Source organism: Bradyrhizobium sacchari, from assembly GCF_002068095.1.
Classification (GTDB): domain Bacteria; phylum Pseudomonadota; class Alphaproteobacteria; order Rhizobiales; family Xanthobacteraceae; genus Bradyrhizobium; species Bradyrhizobium sacchari.
In genome coordinates this window covers 418,259-434,554 of record NZ_LWIG01000014.1, presented here as the reverse complement: position 1 = coordinate 434,554, position 16,296 = coordinate 418,259, and the positions used below count along the sequence as shown (strand labels likewise).

At 65.2% G+C, this 16,296-nt stretch carries 20 protein-coding genes and 1 pseudogene; 12 read left to right on the top strand and 9 right to left on the bottom strand.

Annotated features, from left to right (window positions below; genetic code table 11):
• Window position 1 precedes the first annotated feature (1 nt).
• Window positions 2–1,252, top strand: coding sequence for an RluA family pseudouridine synthase (locus A5906_RS20990; protein ID WP_080137222.1), 1,251 nt, complete (start codon window positions 2–4; stop codon window positions 1,250–1,252).
• A 137-nt stretch (window positions 1,253–1,389) separates the two neighbouring features.
• On the opposite strand, the gene A5906_RS20985 is transcribed toward A5906_RS20990, so the two are convergent.
• Window positions 1,390–1,836, bottom strand: coding sequence for a hypothetical protein (locus A5906_RS20985; protein WP_080137221.1), 447 nt, complete (start codon window positions 1,834–1,836; stop codon window positions 1,390–1,392).
• A gap of 101 nt (window positions 1,837–1,937) precedes the next feature.
• Here A5906_RS20985 and A5906_RS20980 point away from each other — a divergent pair, with 101 nt between their 5' ends.
• The 4 genes from A5906_RS20980 to blaOXA all read left to right on the top strand — a co-directional run bounded on the left by A5906_RS20980 (window position 1,938) and on the right by blaOXA (window position 5,614).
• On the top strand, window positions 1,938–2,732 hold the full coding sequence (locus tag A5906_RS20980; RefSeq protein WP_080137220.1) for an ATP12 family chaperone protein: 795 nt from the start codon (window positions 1,938–1,940) through the stop codon (window positions 2,730–2,732).
• 55 nt (window positions 2,733–2,787) lie between these two features.
• Window positions 2,788–4,410, top strand: a complete 1,623-nt coding sequence (fliK, locus tag A5906_RS20975; protein ID WP_080137219.1) for a flagellar hook-length control protein FliK — start codon at window positions 2,788–2,790, stop codon at window positions 4,408–4,410.
• Window positions 4,407–4,670 (top strand): EscU/YscU/HrcU family type III secretion system export apparatus switch protein, encoded by a 264-nt coding sequence (locus tag A5906_RS20970; RefSeq protein WP_080137218.1) that lies wholly within the window; start codon window positions 4,407–4,409, stop codon window positions 4,668–4,670. The genes fliK and A5906_RS20970 overlap by 4 nt, the downstream gene beginning before the upstream one ends.
• 125 nt (window positions 4,671–4,795) lie before the next feature.
• Window positions 4,796–5,614, top strand: coding sequence for a class D beta-lactamase (blaOXA, locus tag A5906_RS20965; protein WP_080137217.1), 819 nt, complete (start codon window positions 4,796–4,798; stop codon window positions 5,612–5,614).
• A 196-nt stretch (window positions 5,615–5,810) separates the two neighbouring features.
• Here blaOXA and A5906_RS20960 read toward each other — a convergent pair whose 3' ends face one another.
• The 3 genes from A5906_RS20960 to A5906_RS20950 form a co-directional block, all read right to left on the bottom strand.
• Complete coding sequence (locus A5906_RS20960) at window positions 5,811–6,803, bottom strand: dienelactone hydrolase family protein (protein ID WP_080137321.1); 993 nt, start codon at window positions 6,801–6,803, stop codon at window positions 5,811–5,813.
• Between the two features lie 71 nt (window positions 6,804–6,874).
• The gene (locus tag A5906_RS20955; RefSeq protein WP_080137216.1) at window positions 6,875–7,471 is read right to left on the bottom strand and encodes a hypothetical protein; all 597 of its coding nucleotides are present in this window, start codon (window positions 7,469–7,471) and stop codon (window positions 6,875–6,877) included.
• 144 nt (window positions 7,472–7,615) lie between these two features.
• A complete protein-coding gene (locus A5906_RS20950; RefSeq protein WP_080137215.1) occupies window positions 7,616–8,020 on the bottom strand; it encodes a DUF4260 domain-containing protein in 405 nt (134 codons plus the stop codon).
• A gap of 139 nt (window positions 8,021–8,159) precedes the next feature.
• On the opposite strand from A5906_RS20950, the gene A5906_RS20945 reads away from it, so the two are divergent.
• Window positions 8,160–9,692, top strand: coding sequence for an acyl-CoA carboxylase subunit beta (locus tag A5906_RS20945; protein ID WP_080137214.1), 1,533 nt, complete (start codon window positions 8,160–8,162; stop codon window positions 9,690–9,692).
• Window positions 9,693–10,290: 598 nt separating this feature from the next.
• Window positions 10,291–10,638, top strand: coding sequence for a hypothetical protein (locus A5906_RS20935; protein ID WP_080137212.1), 348 nt, complete (start codon window positions 10,291–10,293; stop codon window positions 10,636–10,638).
• A 115-nt stretch (window positions 10,639–10,753) separates the two neighbouring features.
• Here A5906_RS20935 and A5906_RS20930 read toward each other — a convergent pair whose 3' ends face one another.
• Window positions 10,754–11,410 carry a glutathione S-transferase family protein gene (locus A5906_RS20930; RefSeq protein ID WP_080137211.1) on the bottom strand — a complete coding sequence of 219 codons (657 nt, stop codon included), beginning with the start codon at window positions 11,408–11,410 and terminating at the stop codon, window positions 10,754–10,756.
• On the opposite strand from A5906_RS20930, the gene A5906_RS42610 reads away from it, so the two are divergent.
• Window positions 11,409–11,567 carry a hypothetical protein gene (locus A5906_RS42610; RefSeq protein WP_161495413.1) on the top strand — a complete coding sequence of 53 codons (159 nt, stop codon included), beginning with the start codon at window positions 11,409–11,411 and terminating at the stop codon, window positions 11,565–11,567. The two genes, A5906_RS20930 and A5906_RS42610, sit on opposite strands and share 2 nt — an antisense overlap.
• A gap of 113 nt (window positions 11,568–11,680) precedes the next feature.
• Entirely contained in the window at window positions 11,681–11,980 is a 300-nt protein-coding gene (locus A5906_RS20925; protein WP_080137210.1) for a twin-arginine translocation signal domain-containing protein, read from the top strand.
• Window positions 11,981–12,128: 148 nt separating this feature from the next.
• On the opposite strand, the gene A5906_RS20920 is transcribed toward A5906_RS20925, so the two are convergent.
• From A5906_RS20920 to A5906_RS44775, 4 genes and pseudogenes are all read right to left on the bottom strand, one after another.
• Window positions 12,129–12,371, bottom strand: a complete 243-nt coding sequence (locus A5906_RS20920; protein ID WP_080137209.1) for a GCG_CRPN prefix-to-repeats domain-containing protein — start codon at window positions 12,369–12,371, stop codon at window positions 12,129–12,131.
• 293 nt (window positions 12,372–12,664) lie between these two features.
• On the bottom strand, window positions 12,665–13,675 hold the full coding sequence (locus A5906_RS20915) for an alpha/beta fold hydrolase (RefSeq protein ID WP_080137208.1): 1,011 nt from the start codon (window positions 13,673–13,675) through the stop codon (window positions 12,665–12,667).
• A 196-nt stretch (window positions 13,676–13,871) separates the two neighbouring features.
• Window positions 13,872–14,355 (bottom strand): annotated as a pseudogene (locus A5906_RS20910) (transcriptional regulator); the annotation flags it as partial.
• A gap of 1 nt (window position 14,356) precedes the next feature.
• Window positions 14,357–14,566 (bottom strand): winged helix-turn-helix domain-containing protein (locus tag A5906_RS44775; protein ID WP_245326819.1); only part of this gene is annotated, 210 nt, incomplete at its 3' end.
• Between the two features lie 156 nt (window positions 14,567–14,722).
• Here A5906_RS44775 and A5906_RS20905 point away from each other — a divergent pair.
• The 3 genes from A5906_RS20905 to A5906_RS20895 are packed head-to-tail and all read left to right on the top strand — an operon-like array spanning window position 14,723 to window position 16,267.
• Window positions 14,723–15,031, top strand: coding sequence for an NIPSNAP family protein (locus A5906_RS20905; protein WP_080137320.1), 309 nt, complete (start codon window positions 14,723–14,725; stop codon window positions 15,029–15,031).
• 24 nt (window positions 15,032–15,055) lie between these two features.
• Window positions 15,056–15,406, top strand: coding sequence for an antibiotic biosynthesis monooxygenase family protein (locus A5906_RS20900; protein WP_080137207.1), 351 nt, complete (start codon window positions 15,056–15,058; stop codon window positions 15,404–15,406).
• Between the two features lie 51 nt (window positions 15,407–15,457).
• On the top strand, window positions 15,458–16,267 hold the full coding sequence (locus tag A5906_RS20895; RefSeq protein ID WP_080137206.1) for an isocitrate lyase/PEP mutase family protein: 810 nt from the start codon (window positions 15,458–15,460) through the stop codon (window positions 16,265–16,267).
• The last annotated feature ends 29 nt before the right edge of the window (window positions 16,268–16,296 follow it).

Genomic DNA, 16,296 nt, shown 5'->3' with positions numbered 1-16,296 from the left:
CATGAGCCGCCGCATCAAGAGAATGAATCCAAAGCCCCGTTCGCGTGACGAGCGCGACGACGCACGCCCGCATCAGGCGCGCAGCGCGAAGAAGGCCGGGCCCCGTCCGGGCAGCAAGCCCGGCAGCAAACCCGGCGGTAAACCGCCGCGCTTTGCCGGAGAGCGTGCCGAGCGGCGCGGCCCCGACCGCGCCGAGCGGCGGCCGTCCAAAGCCGCCGACGACAGGCCGGAACGGGAGAAGCCGGTCGAGGCGCTGCTGCCGACCAAGGTGCAGAGCGTCGTCGTCACGGCCGACGAGAACAACATGCGCGTCGACCGCTTCCTCGAGGCGCGCTTTCCCGGCCTGTCGTTCTCCCATATCCAGCGCGTCGTCCGCAAAGGCGAGCTGCGCGTCGACGGCAAGCGCGTCGACAGCAAGGACCGCCTGGAGGAAGGGCAGAGCGTCCGCATTCCGCCGCTGAAGCTCGACACGCCGAAGGCGGTCGGCGAGCTCTCGGAGGCGGCGCAGAAGACGCTCAAGGCGCTGAAGGAGATGACGATCTGGGAGGACGACGACGTCCTCGTGCTGAACAAGCCGGCCGGCCTTGCCGTGCAGGGCGGTTCGGGCATGACGCGGCACATCGACCAGATGCTGGAGGTGATGCGCGATGCCAAGGGCCAGAAGCCGCGCCTCGTGCACCGCATCGATCGCGAGACCTCGGGCTGTCTCCTGATCGCCAAGACGCGCTTTGCCGCCTCGCATCTGACCGGCGCATTCCGCTCGCGCTCGGCGCGCAAGGTCTATTGGGCGCTGGTGCCGGGCCTGCCGAAGCCGAAGCAGGGCCGCATCTCGACTTTCCTTGCGAAAGAGGAGAGCGAGGACGACACTATCATGCGCATCGCCCAGCATGGCGACGAGGGCGCCAGCCACGCGGTGACCTATTACGCGGTGGTCGAGACCGCCGGCAACAAGCTGACCTGGGTTTCGCTGAAGCCGGTGACCGGCCGTACCCATCAGCTCCGTGCCCACATGGCCCATATCGGCCATCCCATCATCGGCGACCCCAAATATTTCAACATCGAGAACTGGGAGCTGCCGGGCGGCCTGCAGAACCGTCTGCACCTGCTCGCGCGCCGCATCGTCATTCCGCATCCGCGTGGCGGCGTGATCGACGCCACCGCGCCGCTGCCGCCGCACATGCAGCAGTCGTGGAATCTGCTCGGGCTGGATGCGAGCCGGTTCGACCCGATCGAGAACGCGCCGGAAGAATAGGGCTGAACTCCGCTGCTAGCCCGGTCATTGCGAGGAGCTCTTGCGACGAAGCAATCCAGACTGCCTCCGCGGCAAGATTCTGGATTGCTTCGCTGCGCTCGCAATGACGGTGCGGAGACAGCAGTGGCTGGCGGCGCTCAATTGCGAAACTGCTCCAGAAACATCCGCAAGCTGTCGTGCGGGCTCTCGACGTCCGTGATCAGCCAACCCTCGGGTCCGTTGACCAGGACGAAGTTCAGCACCACCCGGCGGCCGTGATTGTCGAAATTCGCCGCGACATAGGTCTTGTCATATTGCCGGCGCACGACCGCGATTGCGACCGGGCCGAGCTTCCAGCTCGGGCTCTGCACCAGGAAATCGTAGGGCTCGATCCTCGGCGCGCTCCAGGCCCTGCGCAGGGGCGGATCGAAGAACTGGCGGGCGGTCACGGCGTCGCGCGGCAGGCCTTTCGACAGCTCCGGCGCGCCTTCGCCGTAATGGGCATAGACGTTGCGGACCAGCGATTCCGGGGTTCGGAAGCCGGCCTCGGCCGCGGCCAGCCAAATTCCAGCCAACAAGGCCCCAATGCCCGCAAGTTCCCTCATGCCTGCCGCTCGCTTTATCGGCCGCAAGTCCTGGCTTAAAACAAGTCCTAGAACGCTTATCTTGAAAGCCTAGCACTCAGCGACCGGGACCGAAAACTCACATGCGCGAATTGTTCGAAGACGCTGCGGGCCAGCCCCCGCCGGATCCACGGGAATCGGCGCGTGCGTCCGCGCGCACGCCGCTGCGCAAGCGCTTCTACAAGGCGGCCAGCGTCACGGATGCCGAAGGCGGCTTCGCCATCACGCTCGACGGCAAGCCGATCCGGACGCCCTCCGGCCGTCAGGTGGTGATCCCGGCGCGCGCACTGGCCGATGCGGTGGCCGCCGAATGGGCGGCCCAGGGCGAGACGATCGATCCCGTCACCATGCCGCTGACCCGGATCGCCAACAGCGTGGTCGAGGGCGTCATCGACCGTGTCGAGCTCGTCAGCGACGATCTCGCGAAATACTTCGAGTCCGACCTGCTGTTCTATCGCGCCGGCCATCCCGACGGGCTGGTGGCCCGCGAGGCCGCGCACTGGGACCCCGTGCTGTTCTGGGCCGCGGAGGCGCTGGGGGCGCATTTCATCCTGTCCGAAGGCGTCATGCATGTGAAGCAGCCGGACGAGGCGCTGAAGGCCGCACGTGCCGCGTTGCCCGGCGATCCCTGGTCGGTCGCAGCCCTCCACATGGTCACGACCCTGACCGGCTCGGCGCTGCTGGCCCTGGCGCTGGCCCACGGCGTGCGCGATGCCGAGCAGGTCTGGGCCGCCGCCCATGTCGACGAGGACTGGAACGCGGAGAAATGGGGCGTGGACGAGGAGGCCGCCGCCCGCCGCGCCGCCCGCCTGAAGGATTTTGAGGCCGCCGTGACGGTTCTGACGGCCGTGAAGCCGCCCGCGGCCCAAGGTCCTTAACGAGAGGTTTACGAGGGGGCCTTAGGGTGGGGTTAGCATTCCCCGGGCCCTTCAGATGCCGACGCCGATAAGCTCGATCGTTCCCGTCAGTGCCGCCAGCCCCGTGGCTGATGCGACGACGCCCGATCTCGTGCTTCAGGCCGGCAGCGTCGTCGATGCCAGGGTGGTCAGCGTGATGGCCGACAATCTGGTGCGGATCGCGATCGCCAATTTGTCGATGGACGTGATGTCCGAGGTGGCGCTGACCCCTGGGCAAAACCTCCAGCTCGCGGTCTCGCAGGACGACGGCATCATCCGGCTTGCCGTCATGAACGGGGCAGGCGAGGCGACTGCCGATCAGGTCACGCTGACACCGCGCGCGACATCTCTCGTGGACAGCCCCCCGCTTGCGCCGTCCGCGAGCGCGGCACGCAACACGCTGACGCCATCGGAACAGGTCGCCGTCACCGTGGCTTCGGCCGAGGCGGTGACAAAACAGGGCGGCCAGGCGCCGCTGTTCGCCAATCTGGCCTCCGTCGTCACCGGCAGCGATCTGCCCGCAGGGCTGAAGCAGGCGGTGCTGGATGTGCTGGCGCAGCAGACGCCGCTCAACACCGCGCTCGATGGCGGCGATATCGAATCCGCATTCCAGAAGTCCGGGCTGTTTCTCGAAGCGTCATTGGCCGCAGGCACAGCGCCTTCTCCTGGCGCGACGCCGGACTTGAAGGCCGCGCTGCTGGTGCTGCGCCAGACACTGGCCACGCTCGAGACCGGCGTGCCGCAGGCGCCGGCGCAAGCCGTGTCGCTGCCGACGCGTGCTGCGGCCACGACGCCGACCGCAGCTTCCGCGCTTCAAGTGGCGGGCGAGGCTGCTCAGGCGGCGTCGCCGGATGCGGACGTGGCTCGACCGATGCAATCGCCACGTGGCGCCGCGCTTGCCGCCGCCGTGCTGGCGGAGGCCGCGGGCGGCAATCCGCAAGCCCCGGTGTCGCGCACCATGTCCGCAGGCCTTGCCGCGAGCCTGCTGCAGGAGGCCACGCAAAACCTGCCGCGCATGCTTGGCAATGTGCCGGGCTCCAACAAGGCCGTGCCTGACGGTCATGTATTCGAGGCCGCCGCGCACGCGACCACACCACCTCCGTTTCGGGGCGCATTGCCGGCGCCGCAGGCCATCGCCGCGCCGTCGCTCGCGCCGGATACGCCGCTCTCCGCAACAGTGCATCGCCTGCTCGGTGACACCGATGCCGCGATCGCGCGGCAGACGCTGTTGCAGGTCGCCTCGCTCCCCGATCGCGCGGATGCCTCTGGTCACCGCGTCGATCCGGCCGTGCCGCAGTGGAATTTCGAGATTCCCTTCGCGACGCCGCAGGGCACCGCGATGGCCCAGTTCGAGATCTCGCGCGATGGCGGCAATGAATCAGCCGATCCCGCCAAGCGCGCCTGGCGCGCGCGCTTCACGCTCAATGTCGAGCCGGCAGGCCCGGTGCACGCGCTGATCACGCTGAACGGCGACAAGACCTTCGTGCGGATGTGGGCGGAGCGCGCGTCGACCGCGCAGCTACTCCGCGCCGGGATCGGTGAGCTCAGCCAGGCCATGACCAGGGCCGAACTCAAGCCCGGCGATATCGTCGTGCGCGACGGCACGCCGCCGCAGCCGGCGCCGGCCCGCGCCGGCCACTTCCTGGATCGTGCCACATGAGCGATCCCTCCAAGCTCGCGATCGCGCTGCATTACGAGAAGGGCTCTGGGGCGCCCGTCGTGGTCGCCAAGGGCAAGGGCACGATCGGCGAAAAGATCGTCGAGATCGCGAAAGCCAACGACATCCCAATCGAGGAGAACGAGATCCTCGCGGGCGCGCTCTCCAAGGTCGAGCTCGGCGACGAGATCCCGCCGGACCTCTACAAGGCCGTCGCCGAAGTGCTGGTGTTCGTGCTGCGGCTGTCGGGCCGCGGGCGGTAGAGCATGATCCGGAAAAGTGTGCAGCGGTTTTCCGAATAGATCATGCTGAAGATGTGACCTGTCATCGTTTCACCACGTAGCGGCTGCATGGTCGCTGCCACTTTCATCATTCGACGGACATTGCCTTGCTCACCCGCCGTTCCACCCTCGGCCTTCTCGCCGCAACCGCGATCCTGCCGCAGCGCGCGTTCGCTCATGTCGCGCCGCCGCGCAACGAGATTCGCGACAGCCTTGCCAAGCGCTTCACCGATCTCGGCACGTCAGGCACCTTCGTCGGCTACAAGGTCGAGGAGTACCTGATCGTCGCCAGCGACAAGGAGCGCTCGGGCGAGGGGAAGCTGCCTGCCTCGACCTTCAAGATTCCGAACTCGCTGATCGCGCTGGAGACGGGTGTCGTCGCCGATCCCGACAAGGATGTATTTCCCTGGGACGGCGTGAAGCGGCCGATCGAGGCCTGGAACAAGGACCACACGCTGCGCAGCGCGATTCTCGTGAGTGCGGTTCCGGTCTATCAGGAGATCGCGCGCCGCATCGGCGAGGCGCGCATGCAGAAATATGTCGACGAGTTCGACTACGGCAATCGCGACATCGGCGGCGGCATCGACCAGTTCTGGCTCACCGGGAATTTACGCATCGATCCGATCGAGCAGATCGATTTCGTCGACCGGCTGCGCCGCCGCGCGCTGCCGATTTCCAAGCGCAGCCAGGACCTCGTTGCCGACATCCTGCCGGTGACCAAGGTCGGCGACAGCGTCATCCGCGCCAAGTCCGGCCTGCTGGGGGCCGAGCGCGGTGAGCCTTCGCTCGGCTGGATGGTCGGCTGGGCCGAGAAGGGCGAGGCGCACACCGTGTTCGCGCTCAACATGGATTGCAGGGAGCCGCGCCTCGTTGGCGAGCGCATGCCGCTGACGCAAGCTTGCCTTGCCGAGATCGGCGCGATCTAGCACTGTCGCGCCTGCGCCGCGTCATTGCGCGGAGTTCTTGCGATGAGCAATCCAGACTGCTGCCGCGGTAAGACTCTGGATCGCTTCGCTGCGCTCGCAATGACGAATTTGCGGCGCAGACGTCGGCTCTCATTTGACCCTCATGGTGAGGACCCCGCAAAGCAGGCGTCTCGAACCATCCAGGCCCGGCTGCTTCTCACCCCAGCTTGAACAGCGCCTGCAAAAATTCCTCCACCGCCTTGCGCGACTCCGCGGCGGTCGTCGGATTGCCGCCGACATGTGGGTTGAGCTCGACGCAGGAATCCTTATAGGTGAACGGCGCGTTGGTATCGCCGTTCATCAACACACCGGCGTCGCCCTCCTTGATCTTGCAGTTGCGCACGGTCTGCGCATTCGCTGAGACCGCAACGGTGCTGACGCCGAGCAGGCCGCTGTCGAAGCCGTGCGCGCTGTCGGGATATTCGGTCAGCGCCACGTCTCGCCCGGCGGCCTTGAGCCGCTCGACGAAGGCCTTGCAGCTCCTCACGGGATTATAGTCGTCAGGCGTGCCGTGGAAGATGCGGATCGGGCGCGCCGCGACGTCGGTGTCGCCAACATAGGTCGTCGAGCAGTCCGGATAGAACGGAATGTACGCTGCGAATTGGATGCCGGATTTGTTCCAGAGCTTGTTGAAGCGCTCGAGGCTCGCATAGAGCGTAGCTTGGCCACCGCGTGAAAAACCCATCAGCACGATGCGGTCGGGGTCGACGCGCGGGTGCTTCGCCAGGATCTCCAGCGAGCGGTAGGTGTCCATGATGAGATTGAGGCGGCCGAGCAGGGCCTGGTTCGGCCCCACCACCGTCAGGCCGCGGCCGGTAAAGCCGTCGATCACGAAGGTCGAGATGCCCATGGCGTTGAAGGCGTGCACCCAGGCCTCGGTCGTCGCGCCGACACCGCTGGAGCCATGCATCAGCACCACGACCGGAAGCTTTCCGGTGCCCTGGGCAACGCGAAATTCGCCGGCAACCGTCACCGCCTTGCCGGCGGCCGCATCGCCGCTCAAAAATTGCTGGTCGGAGAGGGTGAGCGAGGGGATCGGGTAGATCTCGGCGCGGGTGGCGACCTCCTTGGGCAGCGATTGCGCACTCGCGAGCACGGTTGAAACGCAGAGCGCAATGACCGCCATGGCGGCGCGGAATGCCGTCGGCATCGGATCCTCCCTTGTGATTTTCAGGGAGTAGAGCAACCGGCTTGCGCGCTGTCAATTTGACGCGCGGCGTCTCAGCCCTTGTCCGTCGTCTTCTTCGCCGTCAACGCCTGGTCAATGGCAAAGCCGCCGATCTCGCTCATGGCCTGCGAGATCACGTCGCCGCGTCGCGCAAAGCCGCTCGACAGATAATCGAACTGCGTCCGCGCCAGCCGCAGCACCTCGATCGGCACGGAGACGACGGTCTCGTTGAAACTGTCCACGGAGGCGCGAAGCGTATCGAGCTCGGTGGTCAGCTTGCCGATATGGCTTTCCGCATGCTGCATCAGACCGAGCAGCTTGCCGCGCTCGGCGTCGAATGCCGCGCGCTCGGCGGCCGCCGCTGCGGTGACTTCCGCGAGCTGCGCGCGGAGCGCCTCGATCTGGCCGACCATGGTGTCGGAGGCAAGCTCGGCGGCCTCGCGCAGTTCGCTGTTGCGCGTGCTCTCTTCATGCGTCTCGTGATAAAGCCGTTCGGCCGACATCGCCCGCTGGCTCAGCGACTCGATCAGGCTGGCGGCACGCAGCAGCATCTCGCCGTTGCGCCCCGACACCATGCTGGCCATGCGCCGCAGGAAGTCGATGGTTTCGGACGATGGCTTCGGCGGCAGTGGGACGACCGTCGCGGACATGGGTGATGCTTGCAGCCAGACGTGATCGACAGCCGCCGTACCGACTGGGCTCACGCAACATTCGGCGCCTGATCGCAAGCCTTGAAGCAAGCCTGAATCGGCCGGCCCGGTCAACCGGCCGGGCGGCCAAATTTGCGTCCCGCGTCAGGCGCCCCTCTGCCGCCCGATCCGCCCCAGATGGGTGAAGCCGAACCCGGCGGAATATTTCAGGCCGTAGCCCAGCGCCCGGTCGATGCCGATATGGGCGAGCCAGATCAAGGCGATGGACAGGGTGAGAGGCGAGGCGAGGCCGAAGCCCAGCGTCAGCAGCGCCACCGGCGCCATGTAACTGTGGGCGGCGTTGTAGACCATCGCGCCGAATTTGGCGTCGGACAGGTATGCCAGGAAGCTCAGATCGGGCACGAAGAACAGCAGGGCAAACACCAGCCACGACCCGTCCCAGGCCGCGTAGAGCATCACCATCCCGACAAACAGGGTCAGGCCCTCCAGCCGCAGCAGGATGTTGACGCCGCCTGTCGCAGCCCCCGTCTCGGCCGTTCCTTCCGTCATGCTCGTCTCCCGAGCAAAACTTTGTAATTCCTTGCGCTTTCCCGCTACGGCAGGGCAGCCCTGCGACGGCGAAAGCGGCTTTCCGCCGCGCAAAATGCCGTGTTAGAACCCCGCATCACTTAAGAACTGGCGGGAGCAAATGAAACACATCCTGGACGCCCTTGAAGATCGTCGTGCCGGCGCAAAGCTCGGCGGCGGGGAGAAGCGCATCGAGGCGCAGCACGCCCGCGGCAAGCTGACCGCGCGCGAGCGCATCGAGCTCTTGCTCGACAAGGGATCGTTCGAGGAGTTCGACATGTTCGTCGAGCACCGCTCCACCGAGTTCGGCATGGAGAAGAGCAAGGTGCCGGGCGACGGTGTCGTCACCGGCTGGGGCACCGTCAACGGCCGCAAGACGTTTGTCTTCGCCAAGGATTTTACGGTCTTCGGCGGCTCGCTCTCGGAAACGCACGCTCTGAAGATCACAAAACTCCAGGACATGGCGATGAAGGCGAGGGCGCCCATCATCGGCCTCTATGACGCGGGCGGCGCTCGCATCCAGGAGGGCGTCGCCGCGCTCGCCGGCTATTCCTACGTGTTCCGCCGCAACGTGCTGGCCTCGGGCGTAATCCCGCAGATCTCCGTCATCATGGGTCCGTGCGCCGGTGGCGACGTCTATTCGCCTGCGATGACCGACTTCATCTTCATGGTGAAGAACACCAGCTACATGTTCGTCACCGGCCCCGACGTGGTGAAGACCGTGACCAACGAGGTCGTCACGGCGGAAGAGCTCGGCGGTGCCTCCGTGCACGCCACGCGCTCCTCGATCGCCGACGGCGCCTTCGAGAACGACGTCGAGACGCTTCTGCAGATGCGGCGCCTGATCGACTTCCTGCCGTCCAACAACACCGACGGCGTGCCGGAATGGCCGAGCTTCGATTCGATCGAGCGTCTCGACGATTCCCTCGATACCCTGATCCCCGACAATCCGAACAAGCCCTACGACATGAAGGAGCTGATCCTGAAGGTCGTGGACGAGGGCGACTTCTTCGAGATCGCGGAAGCCTTCGCCAAGAACATCGTCACCGGCTTTGGTCGCATCGCCGGCCGCACCGTCGGCTTCGTCGCCAACCAGCCGATGGTGCTGGCCGGCGTGCTCGACTCTGATGCCTCGCGGAAAGCCGCGCGCTTTGTTCGTTTTTGTGACGCCTTCAACATCCCGATCGTCACCTTCGTCGACGTGCCGGGCTTCCTGCCGGGCACCGCGCAGGAATATGGCGGCCTGATCAAGCACGGCGCGAAGCTGCTGTTCGCCTATTCGCAGTGCACCGTGCCGCTCGTCACCGTCATCACCCGCAAGGCCTATGGCGGCGCCTTCGACGTCATGGCCTCCAAGGAGATCGGCGCCGACATGAACTACGCCTGGCCGACCGCCCAGATCGCGGTGATGGGCGCCAAGGGCGCGGTCGAGATCATCTTCCGCTCCGACATCGGCGACCCCGACAAGATCGCTGCCCGCACCAAGGAATACGAAGACCGCTTCCTGTCGCCGTTCATCGCCGCCGAGCGCGGCTACATCGACGACGTGATCATGCCGCATTCGACGAGAAAGCGGATCGCAAGGGCGCTGGCGATGCTGAAGGACAAGAAGACGGAAATGCCGGCGAAGAAGCACGACAATTTGCCGTTGTGAGGAATGGAGACGTCGGTGGCAATTTGGCGTCGGCGATCGAGATTGGGGCGGAGCGCCAATGGATCGTGCGACCTGATATTGGGCGTGTTGTCCGCAGTCCTGGCGATGGACATATCGTGCTTCGCGCAAGACAGCGAGATGACCGTTACCGCCCGGACGTCAGAAGAGACCGTTATCGAAGGCTACGCCGACGCCGACGATACGTGCGCGCCGATCGAGCTTCCTCGGCTCTTGCTCGTGAAGTCACCAGAACATGGGATCGTCTGTTATCGGATCGAGGATTTCGAGGTGGCGGGCGACTCTGGAAGAGATCGATCCTGTATCGGGCGCTGGATCCGCGGCATAAGCGTCTTCTATTCGGCTCGAGCTGATTACAGCGGGCCGGATAGTCTCCGGTACGAAGCAATCACCGATCGAAGGCGGGACCGAGTGGCTGTCCGCGTCACGGTCTTGCCGGACCCTGCAAACGCGTCCAATGCACCGGCCAACCCTGGTGGTTCTTCGCGCGAGGCTGCTATGTCGATCGGGCCCATCCCTGCGTGCGCTGTGCCGGTGTCCTAGAAAGTTCGTTTGTCCAATCTGCTCGCTCACAAATCTCATGACTGAAGAAGATCCGACCGGCGAAATCTCCGACATCGAAGATCGGATCGAGCGGCTCGCCGAGATCGCCGAGCGGTGCCGCAAGTTCATTCTGGCGTCCAAGATTGCGATCGGTGGCGGGGCGGCGCTGCTGTTGGTTACGATCCTCGGGCCGTTCGGATTTGGTCAGACCGCAGCCCTCGGATCGATCGCACTGGTGCTCGGAGGCATCGTCTCGCTCGGCTCGAATATCAGCACGCTGCGGCAGACGGACGAGGCCATCAGTGCGGCGGAGGCGCGACGTTCGGCGTTGATCGGCAGCATCGACCTGCGTTTGGTTGCCGATGCGCCGATGAAGCTGGTGTAGCATGCTGCCGGAGGGTGGTCAGCGTTAGCGTAACCCACCTTTCTTTCCGCGGCAGCAGAATTGGTGGGTTACGTCCGGCGGACTGCGCTTCGCGCAGCCGCAAGGTCAACCCACCCTACGAGTTCTCGCGCGCCTTGTCCGCCAGAGCGAAATGCGCCATCTGATCAGCGTAGGCCTTTGCAAACGCCGGGCGGGCCGTGGCGCGCGCGAGATAGGCGCGGCAGGCTGGATGATCCGCGAGACAGTCGAAGCGATCGACGGGGCGCAGCACGTCCGCCATCAGGATGTCGGCGACGGAGAAGGAGCCCGTCAGCCATTCGCGGCCGGCCAGCACCGGTTCGAGGTGCTTGAGGCGGATTTTCAGGAAGCCGTCGACGAACTTCGCGGCCGGCGAACCGTCGTCGCTGCCGGTGAATTTGAACATGGACCATGGCAGGCTTGCCATCTCCACCGAATTGAGCGCGGCGAACACCCATTTTGTCGCCTCGCTGCGACCGCGCGGATCTGATGGCATCAGCTTCGCGCTGAGTTCGCCGAGATGCAGCAGGATCGCGCCGCTCTCGAAGATCGAGAGGTCGCCATCGGTCAGCCACGGCACCTGGCCGAACGGCTGGTGCGCGAAATGCGTAGGCCCGCGGTCGCCGAACGGCACGCTTGCGACCCGATAGGGCAGAGCGGCTTCCTCCAGCGCCCAGCGTACGCGAAGGTCGCGCACCAGCCCACGTGGCATTTCGGGAACCCAGTCGAAGGTGGTGAGGGTGAGGTCGGTCATGCGGCGTCTCCGTGCTGTCTTTGGGCATAGGACGGATGAGGGGCGCGCGTTCCGACACGACGCGCTGAAAAAGCTCGTCGCCGATTTCAACCGTGACTGGCCTGACGTGAAGCGCTCGCGCGAGACGCTGGCGCTGGCCCAGGAGTTTGTGAAGTAGTTGCGCTCCATCCGGACTGCGCAGCGAATCTGAATGCGCGATTCAGCTTGGGTTCATGTCGTGACCGCGACACTTCCTCTGCATCACTTGCCCGATAGCCGAGAGGACATGTCATGGAGCGCCGGAACTTTTTGAAACTTGCATTGGGTGTGACGGCGGGCGCCGCCGCCTTCGCTGCGACCGCCCAGGCCGCGCCGTTGTCACCCCAGCCGGTCGGCGCCCAGGGCCGCATGCCGCAGCCTGACGCCGATCTGCATCCGGCCGTCACCACCAGCGATGAAGCCGCGCAGCTCAAGCCCGAGCAGGTGCATTGGCATGGACATCACCGCCATTGGGGCTGGCGCCACCGCCACTGGGGCTGGCGTCGCCGGCACTGGCATCGTCGTCACTGGCATCGTCGTCACTGGTGGTAAGCCTTGAACTGAATGTTAGGCCTTGAACGGGGATCGCAATCGCGATCCTCGTTTTGATTCGTGCGAGACGATGCATTGCGAGGCCTTGAAAAGAAATGGCCGCGCCGGGTAATCCCGCGCGGCCACTTTGCAGTGCGAAAAGACGAGATCAGATCGGACGGCAGCGACCACCCCACCAGCGGAAGCCGTAGGGGCACACGCGCGGACGCACCACGACGACGGGGGCAGGGGCAGGCGCCACAACCACGACCGGAGGCCGCCCGGCCATTGGACGGCAGCCGCCATAAGGGCCGCGATACCAGCCGGGGCCGCAGCCCTGCATGGCGCTGGCGGCTTCGCTGAAACCGACGACCGCACTCGCGAGCATGGCGGCGGCAATGACATATTTCATTTGATCTTCCTTCTCGTCCTTGGGGCAGATAGTTGGGAGCAGCGCTTGCGGCGCACAATGAATCAAAAGACGCGATTCGACATGTTAAATCTTGCAGCATGCCGACACGTCGCGATCCAAGCCTGCCAATCATGACCTGAATGCGGCGTGAACGTGCCCCACGATCCTGCCTCAGGCGACACGCACCTGTCGCTAAAGCATGATCCGGAAAAGTGCGAAGCGGTTTTCCGAAAAGATCATGCGTAAACAACGAACCAAGGCGCGATGACGATTCATCCAGATCTCATCGCGCTTTAGCGGCCGAGAAAGCCCAGCACCAGCTCGCGATATTTCTCCGGCGCCTCCAGGAAGACGAGATGGCCGGTGTCGGGAATCACCTCGGCCCGCGCGTTCGGCATCTTCGCGGCGAGCTGCTTTGCAAGCTCGGCGTTCTGCCCCATTCTTGCGCGCAGCGCCTCCGGCGCGAGCGGCCGGCCTGGCGCGTTGTGGTCGTCGGCGCCCATGATGAACAGCGTCGGCAGCGCGATCAGCGGGATCTCGTGCGCGACGGGCTCGCGATAGATCATCTGGCCGGAAGAGACGAAGGCGCGCAGCCAGCGCGGATAGTCGGGGCCGCCCTTGATGTTGAAGCGGGCATCGATGAACGGGGTGATCGCCTCGCCCGGCAGCTTGATCGCGTAGTTGGTCTGCAGCTGCTTGCGATAGCCCTCGGCGGTGAGCTTGTCCTCGGTCTCGATCATCTTCTCGGTCGGCGTCGGCGGCACGTAGAGGCGGTAATCCTCGAGCCCGATCGGGGCGGTCAGCACCAGATGGGCAACGCGATCCGGAAAGGCACGCGCGATGCGCACGCCCAGCATGCCGCCGAGCGAGTGCGCGACGATCTCGGCCTTCTCGATCCCCAAGTGGTCGAGCAGCGCGATGGTGTTGCGCGCCAGATTGTCGAAATGCAGCTCGCCCGCCGGCTTGGAGGATTTGCCGAAGCCGATCTGGTCCGGCACCACGACGCGATAACCCGCTTCGCTCAGCATCATGATCACGGGCGCCCAGTAGCTCGACGGGAAATTGCGCCCGTGCAGCAGCACCACGGTGCGGCCGTTCGGCTGCGCGGGAGCGACGTCCATATAAGCCATGCTGAGCTGCTCGCCGTCATTGACGACGGGGAGCAGGTGCACGGGATAGGGATAGGCAAAGCCTTCCAGCGCGATGCCATAGGGCTCGCGCGGCGCGGTCTCGGCGGCGTTGATGGGCGTGAACGAAGAGGCGAGGAGGGTAGCGCAGAGGGCGGCGGGGAGGAGGCGGTTCATCTGTGGGTCTCGTCATTGGAGCCGTCATTCCGGGGCGGTCCGCAGGACCGAACCCGGAATCTCGAGGTTCCGGGTCTGGTCCTTCAGACCATCCGGAACGACACTGCGCTTAATGCGACGAATAGCCGGGTCAAGCCCGGCCATGACGAGAGTGAGCGCGCACACGCAAACGTGTGAATTCACGACGTTTGCGTGACTAATCCTTCCCGTTGCCGAACAGCGCGGCGAACTGCTTCTCGCCGGTCCGGGTAAAATTCACGACGCGGCTGCCCGGCGTGGGATCGCGCGCGGCCCATTTCAGCTCGGCGAAGCGCTGCATCATGGCGGCCCCTAACGTGCCGGCGAGATGATGACGCCGTTCGCTCCAGTCCAGACAGGCTTTGCAGACCGGGCGGCGCGGATGGGTCAGCATCTCGGGGGAGATCTGCAGATGCTTGGCAAGGAAGCGCTCGCCCTCCGTCGTCAGCTCGATGTCCTGCTTCTTCTGCCTGACCAGATGCCGCTCGCGCAAGGAGTCGAGCATCTGCACGCCGAGATCGCCGGCGAGATGGTCGTAGCAGATCCGCGCGCGCCGCAGCGCCGGATCCTTCGGGCCAGTGCGCACACGCATGTGGCCGGTGCGCGCAGCGAGACCCGCGAGCCCTTCGAGCACGCCGGCGACGTCGTCGTCGGTGAGGCGGNGCGGTGGCGTCCCTGCTTCTCCGGCTCCACCAGCCCGCCGGCCTCGAGCTTGGCCAGATGCGAGCTCGCCGTCTGCGGTGTGATGCCGGCCTCCTGAGCGAGCTCGCTCGCGGTGAGCGCGCGGCCGTTCATCAGCGCCGTGAGCATGTTGGCGCGGGCGGGGTCGCCGACCAGGGAGGCGACCATGGCGATGTCGGGTCCTGATTTCATGCTTCGATGGTAGCCGAAGCATTGTGGTCGGGCAAGCCGGTAATCTTTCAACACGTCGTCATTGCGACCGCAGCGAAGCAATCCAGAGATGCTTCCGCGGCGGAATTCCCGGATTGCTTCGCTGCGCTCGCAATGACGGAAGCACAGGAGCCCATCATGTCCGTCACCGTCTTCATCCGCTACCAGCTCGATCCGTTCAAGCGCGCGCAGTTCGAGGAGTATTCGAAGCGCTGGCTCACCATCATCCCGAAATGCGGCGGCGACCTGGTCGGCTATTTCATGCCGCACGAAGGGACCAACAACATCGCGTTCGCGCTGATCACCTTCGAGAGCCTCGCCGCCTATGAGGCCTATCGCGCGCGCCTGCGCCAGGATGCTGAGGGCATGGCGAACTTCCACTTCGCCGAGGAACACAAATTCATCCTCGCGGAAGAGCGCACCTTCCTGCGCAAGGTGGTATCGTAGGCCACCACTAAGGAGGAGACGCCCATGATCGCCGTGATCTTCGAGGTCTGGCCCAAGCCGGAACACCGCCAGGACTATTTCGACCTCGCGGCCGATCTGAAGCCGCTCCTGCAAACCATCGACGGCTTCATCTCGGTCGAGCGTTTCGAGAGCCTGACCGAGAAGGGCAAGATCCTGTCGGTGTCGTTCTGGCGGGACGAGGCCGCCGTGCAGGCCTGGCGCAACACTATGGAGCATCGTCGCACCCAGGCCAGGGGCAGGGCGCAGATCTTCGCCGATTATCATTTGCGCATCGCCAGCGTCATCCGCGACTACGGCATGAACGATCGCGAGGAGGCGCCGAAGGACAGCCGCGCGGTGCACGATGCGCACTAGCGTTCGCCCTTGCGCCTGCCTATCTCTGCGCGGCCAACAAGGGAGAGAAACATGCACGTGACGACCGCTGACAAGCGCGCGACGTTCAAGAAGATGCACGAGAGCGGCTGCTTCATCCTGCCCAATCCGGTCGACGTCGGCAGCGCCAAAGCGTTGCAGCATCTCGGTTTCAAGGCGATCGCGTCATCGAGCGCGGGTTTTGCCTGGACCATCGGCAAGGCCGACAATCACGTCACCGTCGAGGACGTCTGTCAGCATCTGGCAGCATTGAGCTCGGCCGTGGACATCCCCGTGAACGCCGATTTCGAGGGTGGCTTTGCGGTCGAGCCGGACAAGGTCGCGGACAATGTCGAGCGCTGCGTGCGCACCGGAGTAGCCGGCCTGTCGATCGAGGATTCCACCGGCGACAAGGACAACCCGATCTACGAGCGCGCGCTCGCGGTCGAGCGCATCAAGGCCTCGCACAAGGCGATCGGCGACAGCGGCACGCTCTTGGTCGGCCGCTGCGAGGCGTATCTCTGGGGCGTCACCGATCTCAAGCTCGTCATCGACCGGCTCACCGCCTATGCGGATGCCGGTGCGGACTGCCTCTACGCGCCGGGTCTGAAAACGCGCGAGGACATCGCCGCGGTGGTGAAGGCTGTCGCACCGAAGCCGTTCAACCTTCTGATCGGCGGCTCCGGCCTGTCGCTGCAAGAAGCCGAAGATCTCGGCGTCCGCCGCATCAGCGTCGGCGGCTCGCTCGCCCGCGCCGCCTGGGGCGGCTTCATGCGCGCGGCGAAGGAGATGGCGGAGAAGGGAACGTTCACCGAGCTTGCCAGCGGCTATCCCGGCGGCGAGCTCAACAAGATGTTTGGCTGAAACCGAACGCGACAAACGAAGAGCGGCGG

What these genes read in the sequence shown, in the direction of transcription:
- A5906_RS20990 (WP_080137222.1), top strand. Translation starts at nt 2, where the DNA reads ATGAGCCGCCGCATCAAGAGAATGAATCCAAAGCCCCGTTCGCGTGAC.
- A5906_RS20985 (WP_080137221.1), bottom strand. Translation starts at nt 1,836, where the DNA reads ATGAGGGAACTTGCGGGCATTGGGGCCTTGTTGGCTGGAATTTGGCTG.
- A5906_RS20980 (WP_080137220.1), top strand. Translation starts at nt 1,938, where the DNA reads ATGCGCGAATTGTTCGAAGACGCTGCGGGCCAGCCCCCGCCGGATCCA.
- fliK (WP_080137219.1), top strand. Translation starts at nt 2,788, where the DNA reads ATGCCGACGCCGATAAGCTCGATCGTTCCCGTCAGTGCCGCCAGCCCC.
- A5906_RS20970 (WP_080137218.1), top strand. Translation starts at nt 4,407, where the DNA reads ATGAGCGATCCCTCCAAGCTCGCGATCGCGCTGCATTACGAGAAGGGC.
- A5906_RS20960 (WP_080137321.1), bottom strand. Translation starts at nt 6,803, where the DNA reads ATGCCGACGGCATTCCGCGCCGCCATGGCGGTCATTGCGCTCTGCGTT.
- A5906_RS20955 (WP_080137216.1), bottom strand. Translation starts at nt 7,471, where the DNA reads ATGTCCGCGACGGTCGTCCCACTGCCGCCGAAGCCATCGTCCGAAACC.
- A5906_RS20950 (WP_080137215.1), bottom strand. Translation starts at nt 8,020, where the DNA reads ATGACGGAAGGAACGGCCGAGACGGGGGCTGCGACAGGCGGCGTCAAC.
- A5906_RS20945 (WP_080137214.1), top strand. Translation starts at nt 8,160, where the DNA reads ATGAAACACATCCTGGACGCCCTTGAAGATCGTCGTGCCGGCGCAAAG.
- A5906_RS20935 (WP_080137212.1), top strand. Translation starts at nt 10,291, where the DNA reads ATGACTGAAGAAGATCCGACCGGCGAAATCTCCGACATCGAAGATCGG.
- A5906_RS42610 (WP_161495413.1), top strand. Translation starts at nt 11,409, where the DNA reads ATGCGGCGTCTCCGTGCTGTCTTTGGGCATAGGACGGATGAGGGGCGC.
- A5906_RS20930 (WP_080137211.1), bottom strand. Translation starts at nt 11,410, where the DNA reads ATGACCGACCTCACCCTCACCACCTTCGACTGGGTTCCCGAAATGCCA.
- A5906_RS20925 (WP_080137210.1), top strand. Translation starts at nt 11,681, where the DNA reads ATGGAGCGCCGGAACTTTTTGAAACTTGCATTGGGTGTGACGGCGGGC.
- A5906_RS20920 (WP_080137209.1), bottom strand. Translation starts at nt 12,371, where the DNA reads ATGAAATATGTCATTGCCGCCGCCATGCTCGCGAGTGCGGTCGTCGGT.
- A5906_RS20915 (WP_080137208.1), bottom strand. Translation starts at nt 13,675, where the DNA reads ATGAACCGCCTCCTCCCCGCCGCCCTCTGCGCTACCCTCCTCGCCTCT.
- A5906_RS20905 (WP_080137320.1), top strand. Translation starts at nt 14,723, where the DNA reads ATGTCCGTCACCGTCTTCATCCGCTACCAGCTCGATCCGTTCAAGCGC.
- A5906_RS20900 (WP_080137207.1), top strand. Translation starts at nt 15,056, where the DNA reads ATGATCGCCGTGATCTTCGAGGTCTGGCCCAAGCCGGAACACCGCCAG.
- A5906_RS20895 (WP_080137206.1), top strand. Translation starts at nt 15,458, where the DNA reads ATGCACGTGACGACCGCTGACAAGCGCGCGACGTTCAAGAAGATGCAC.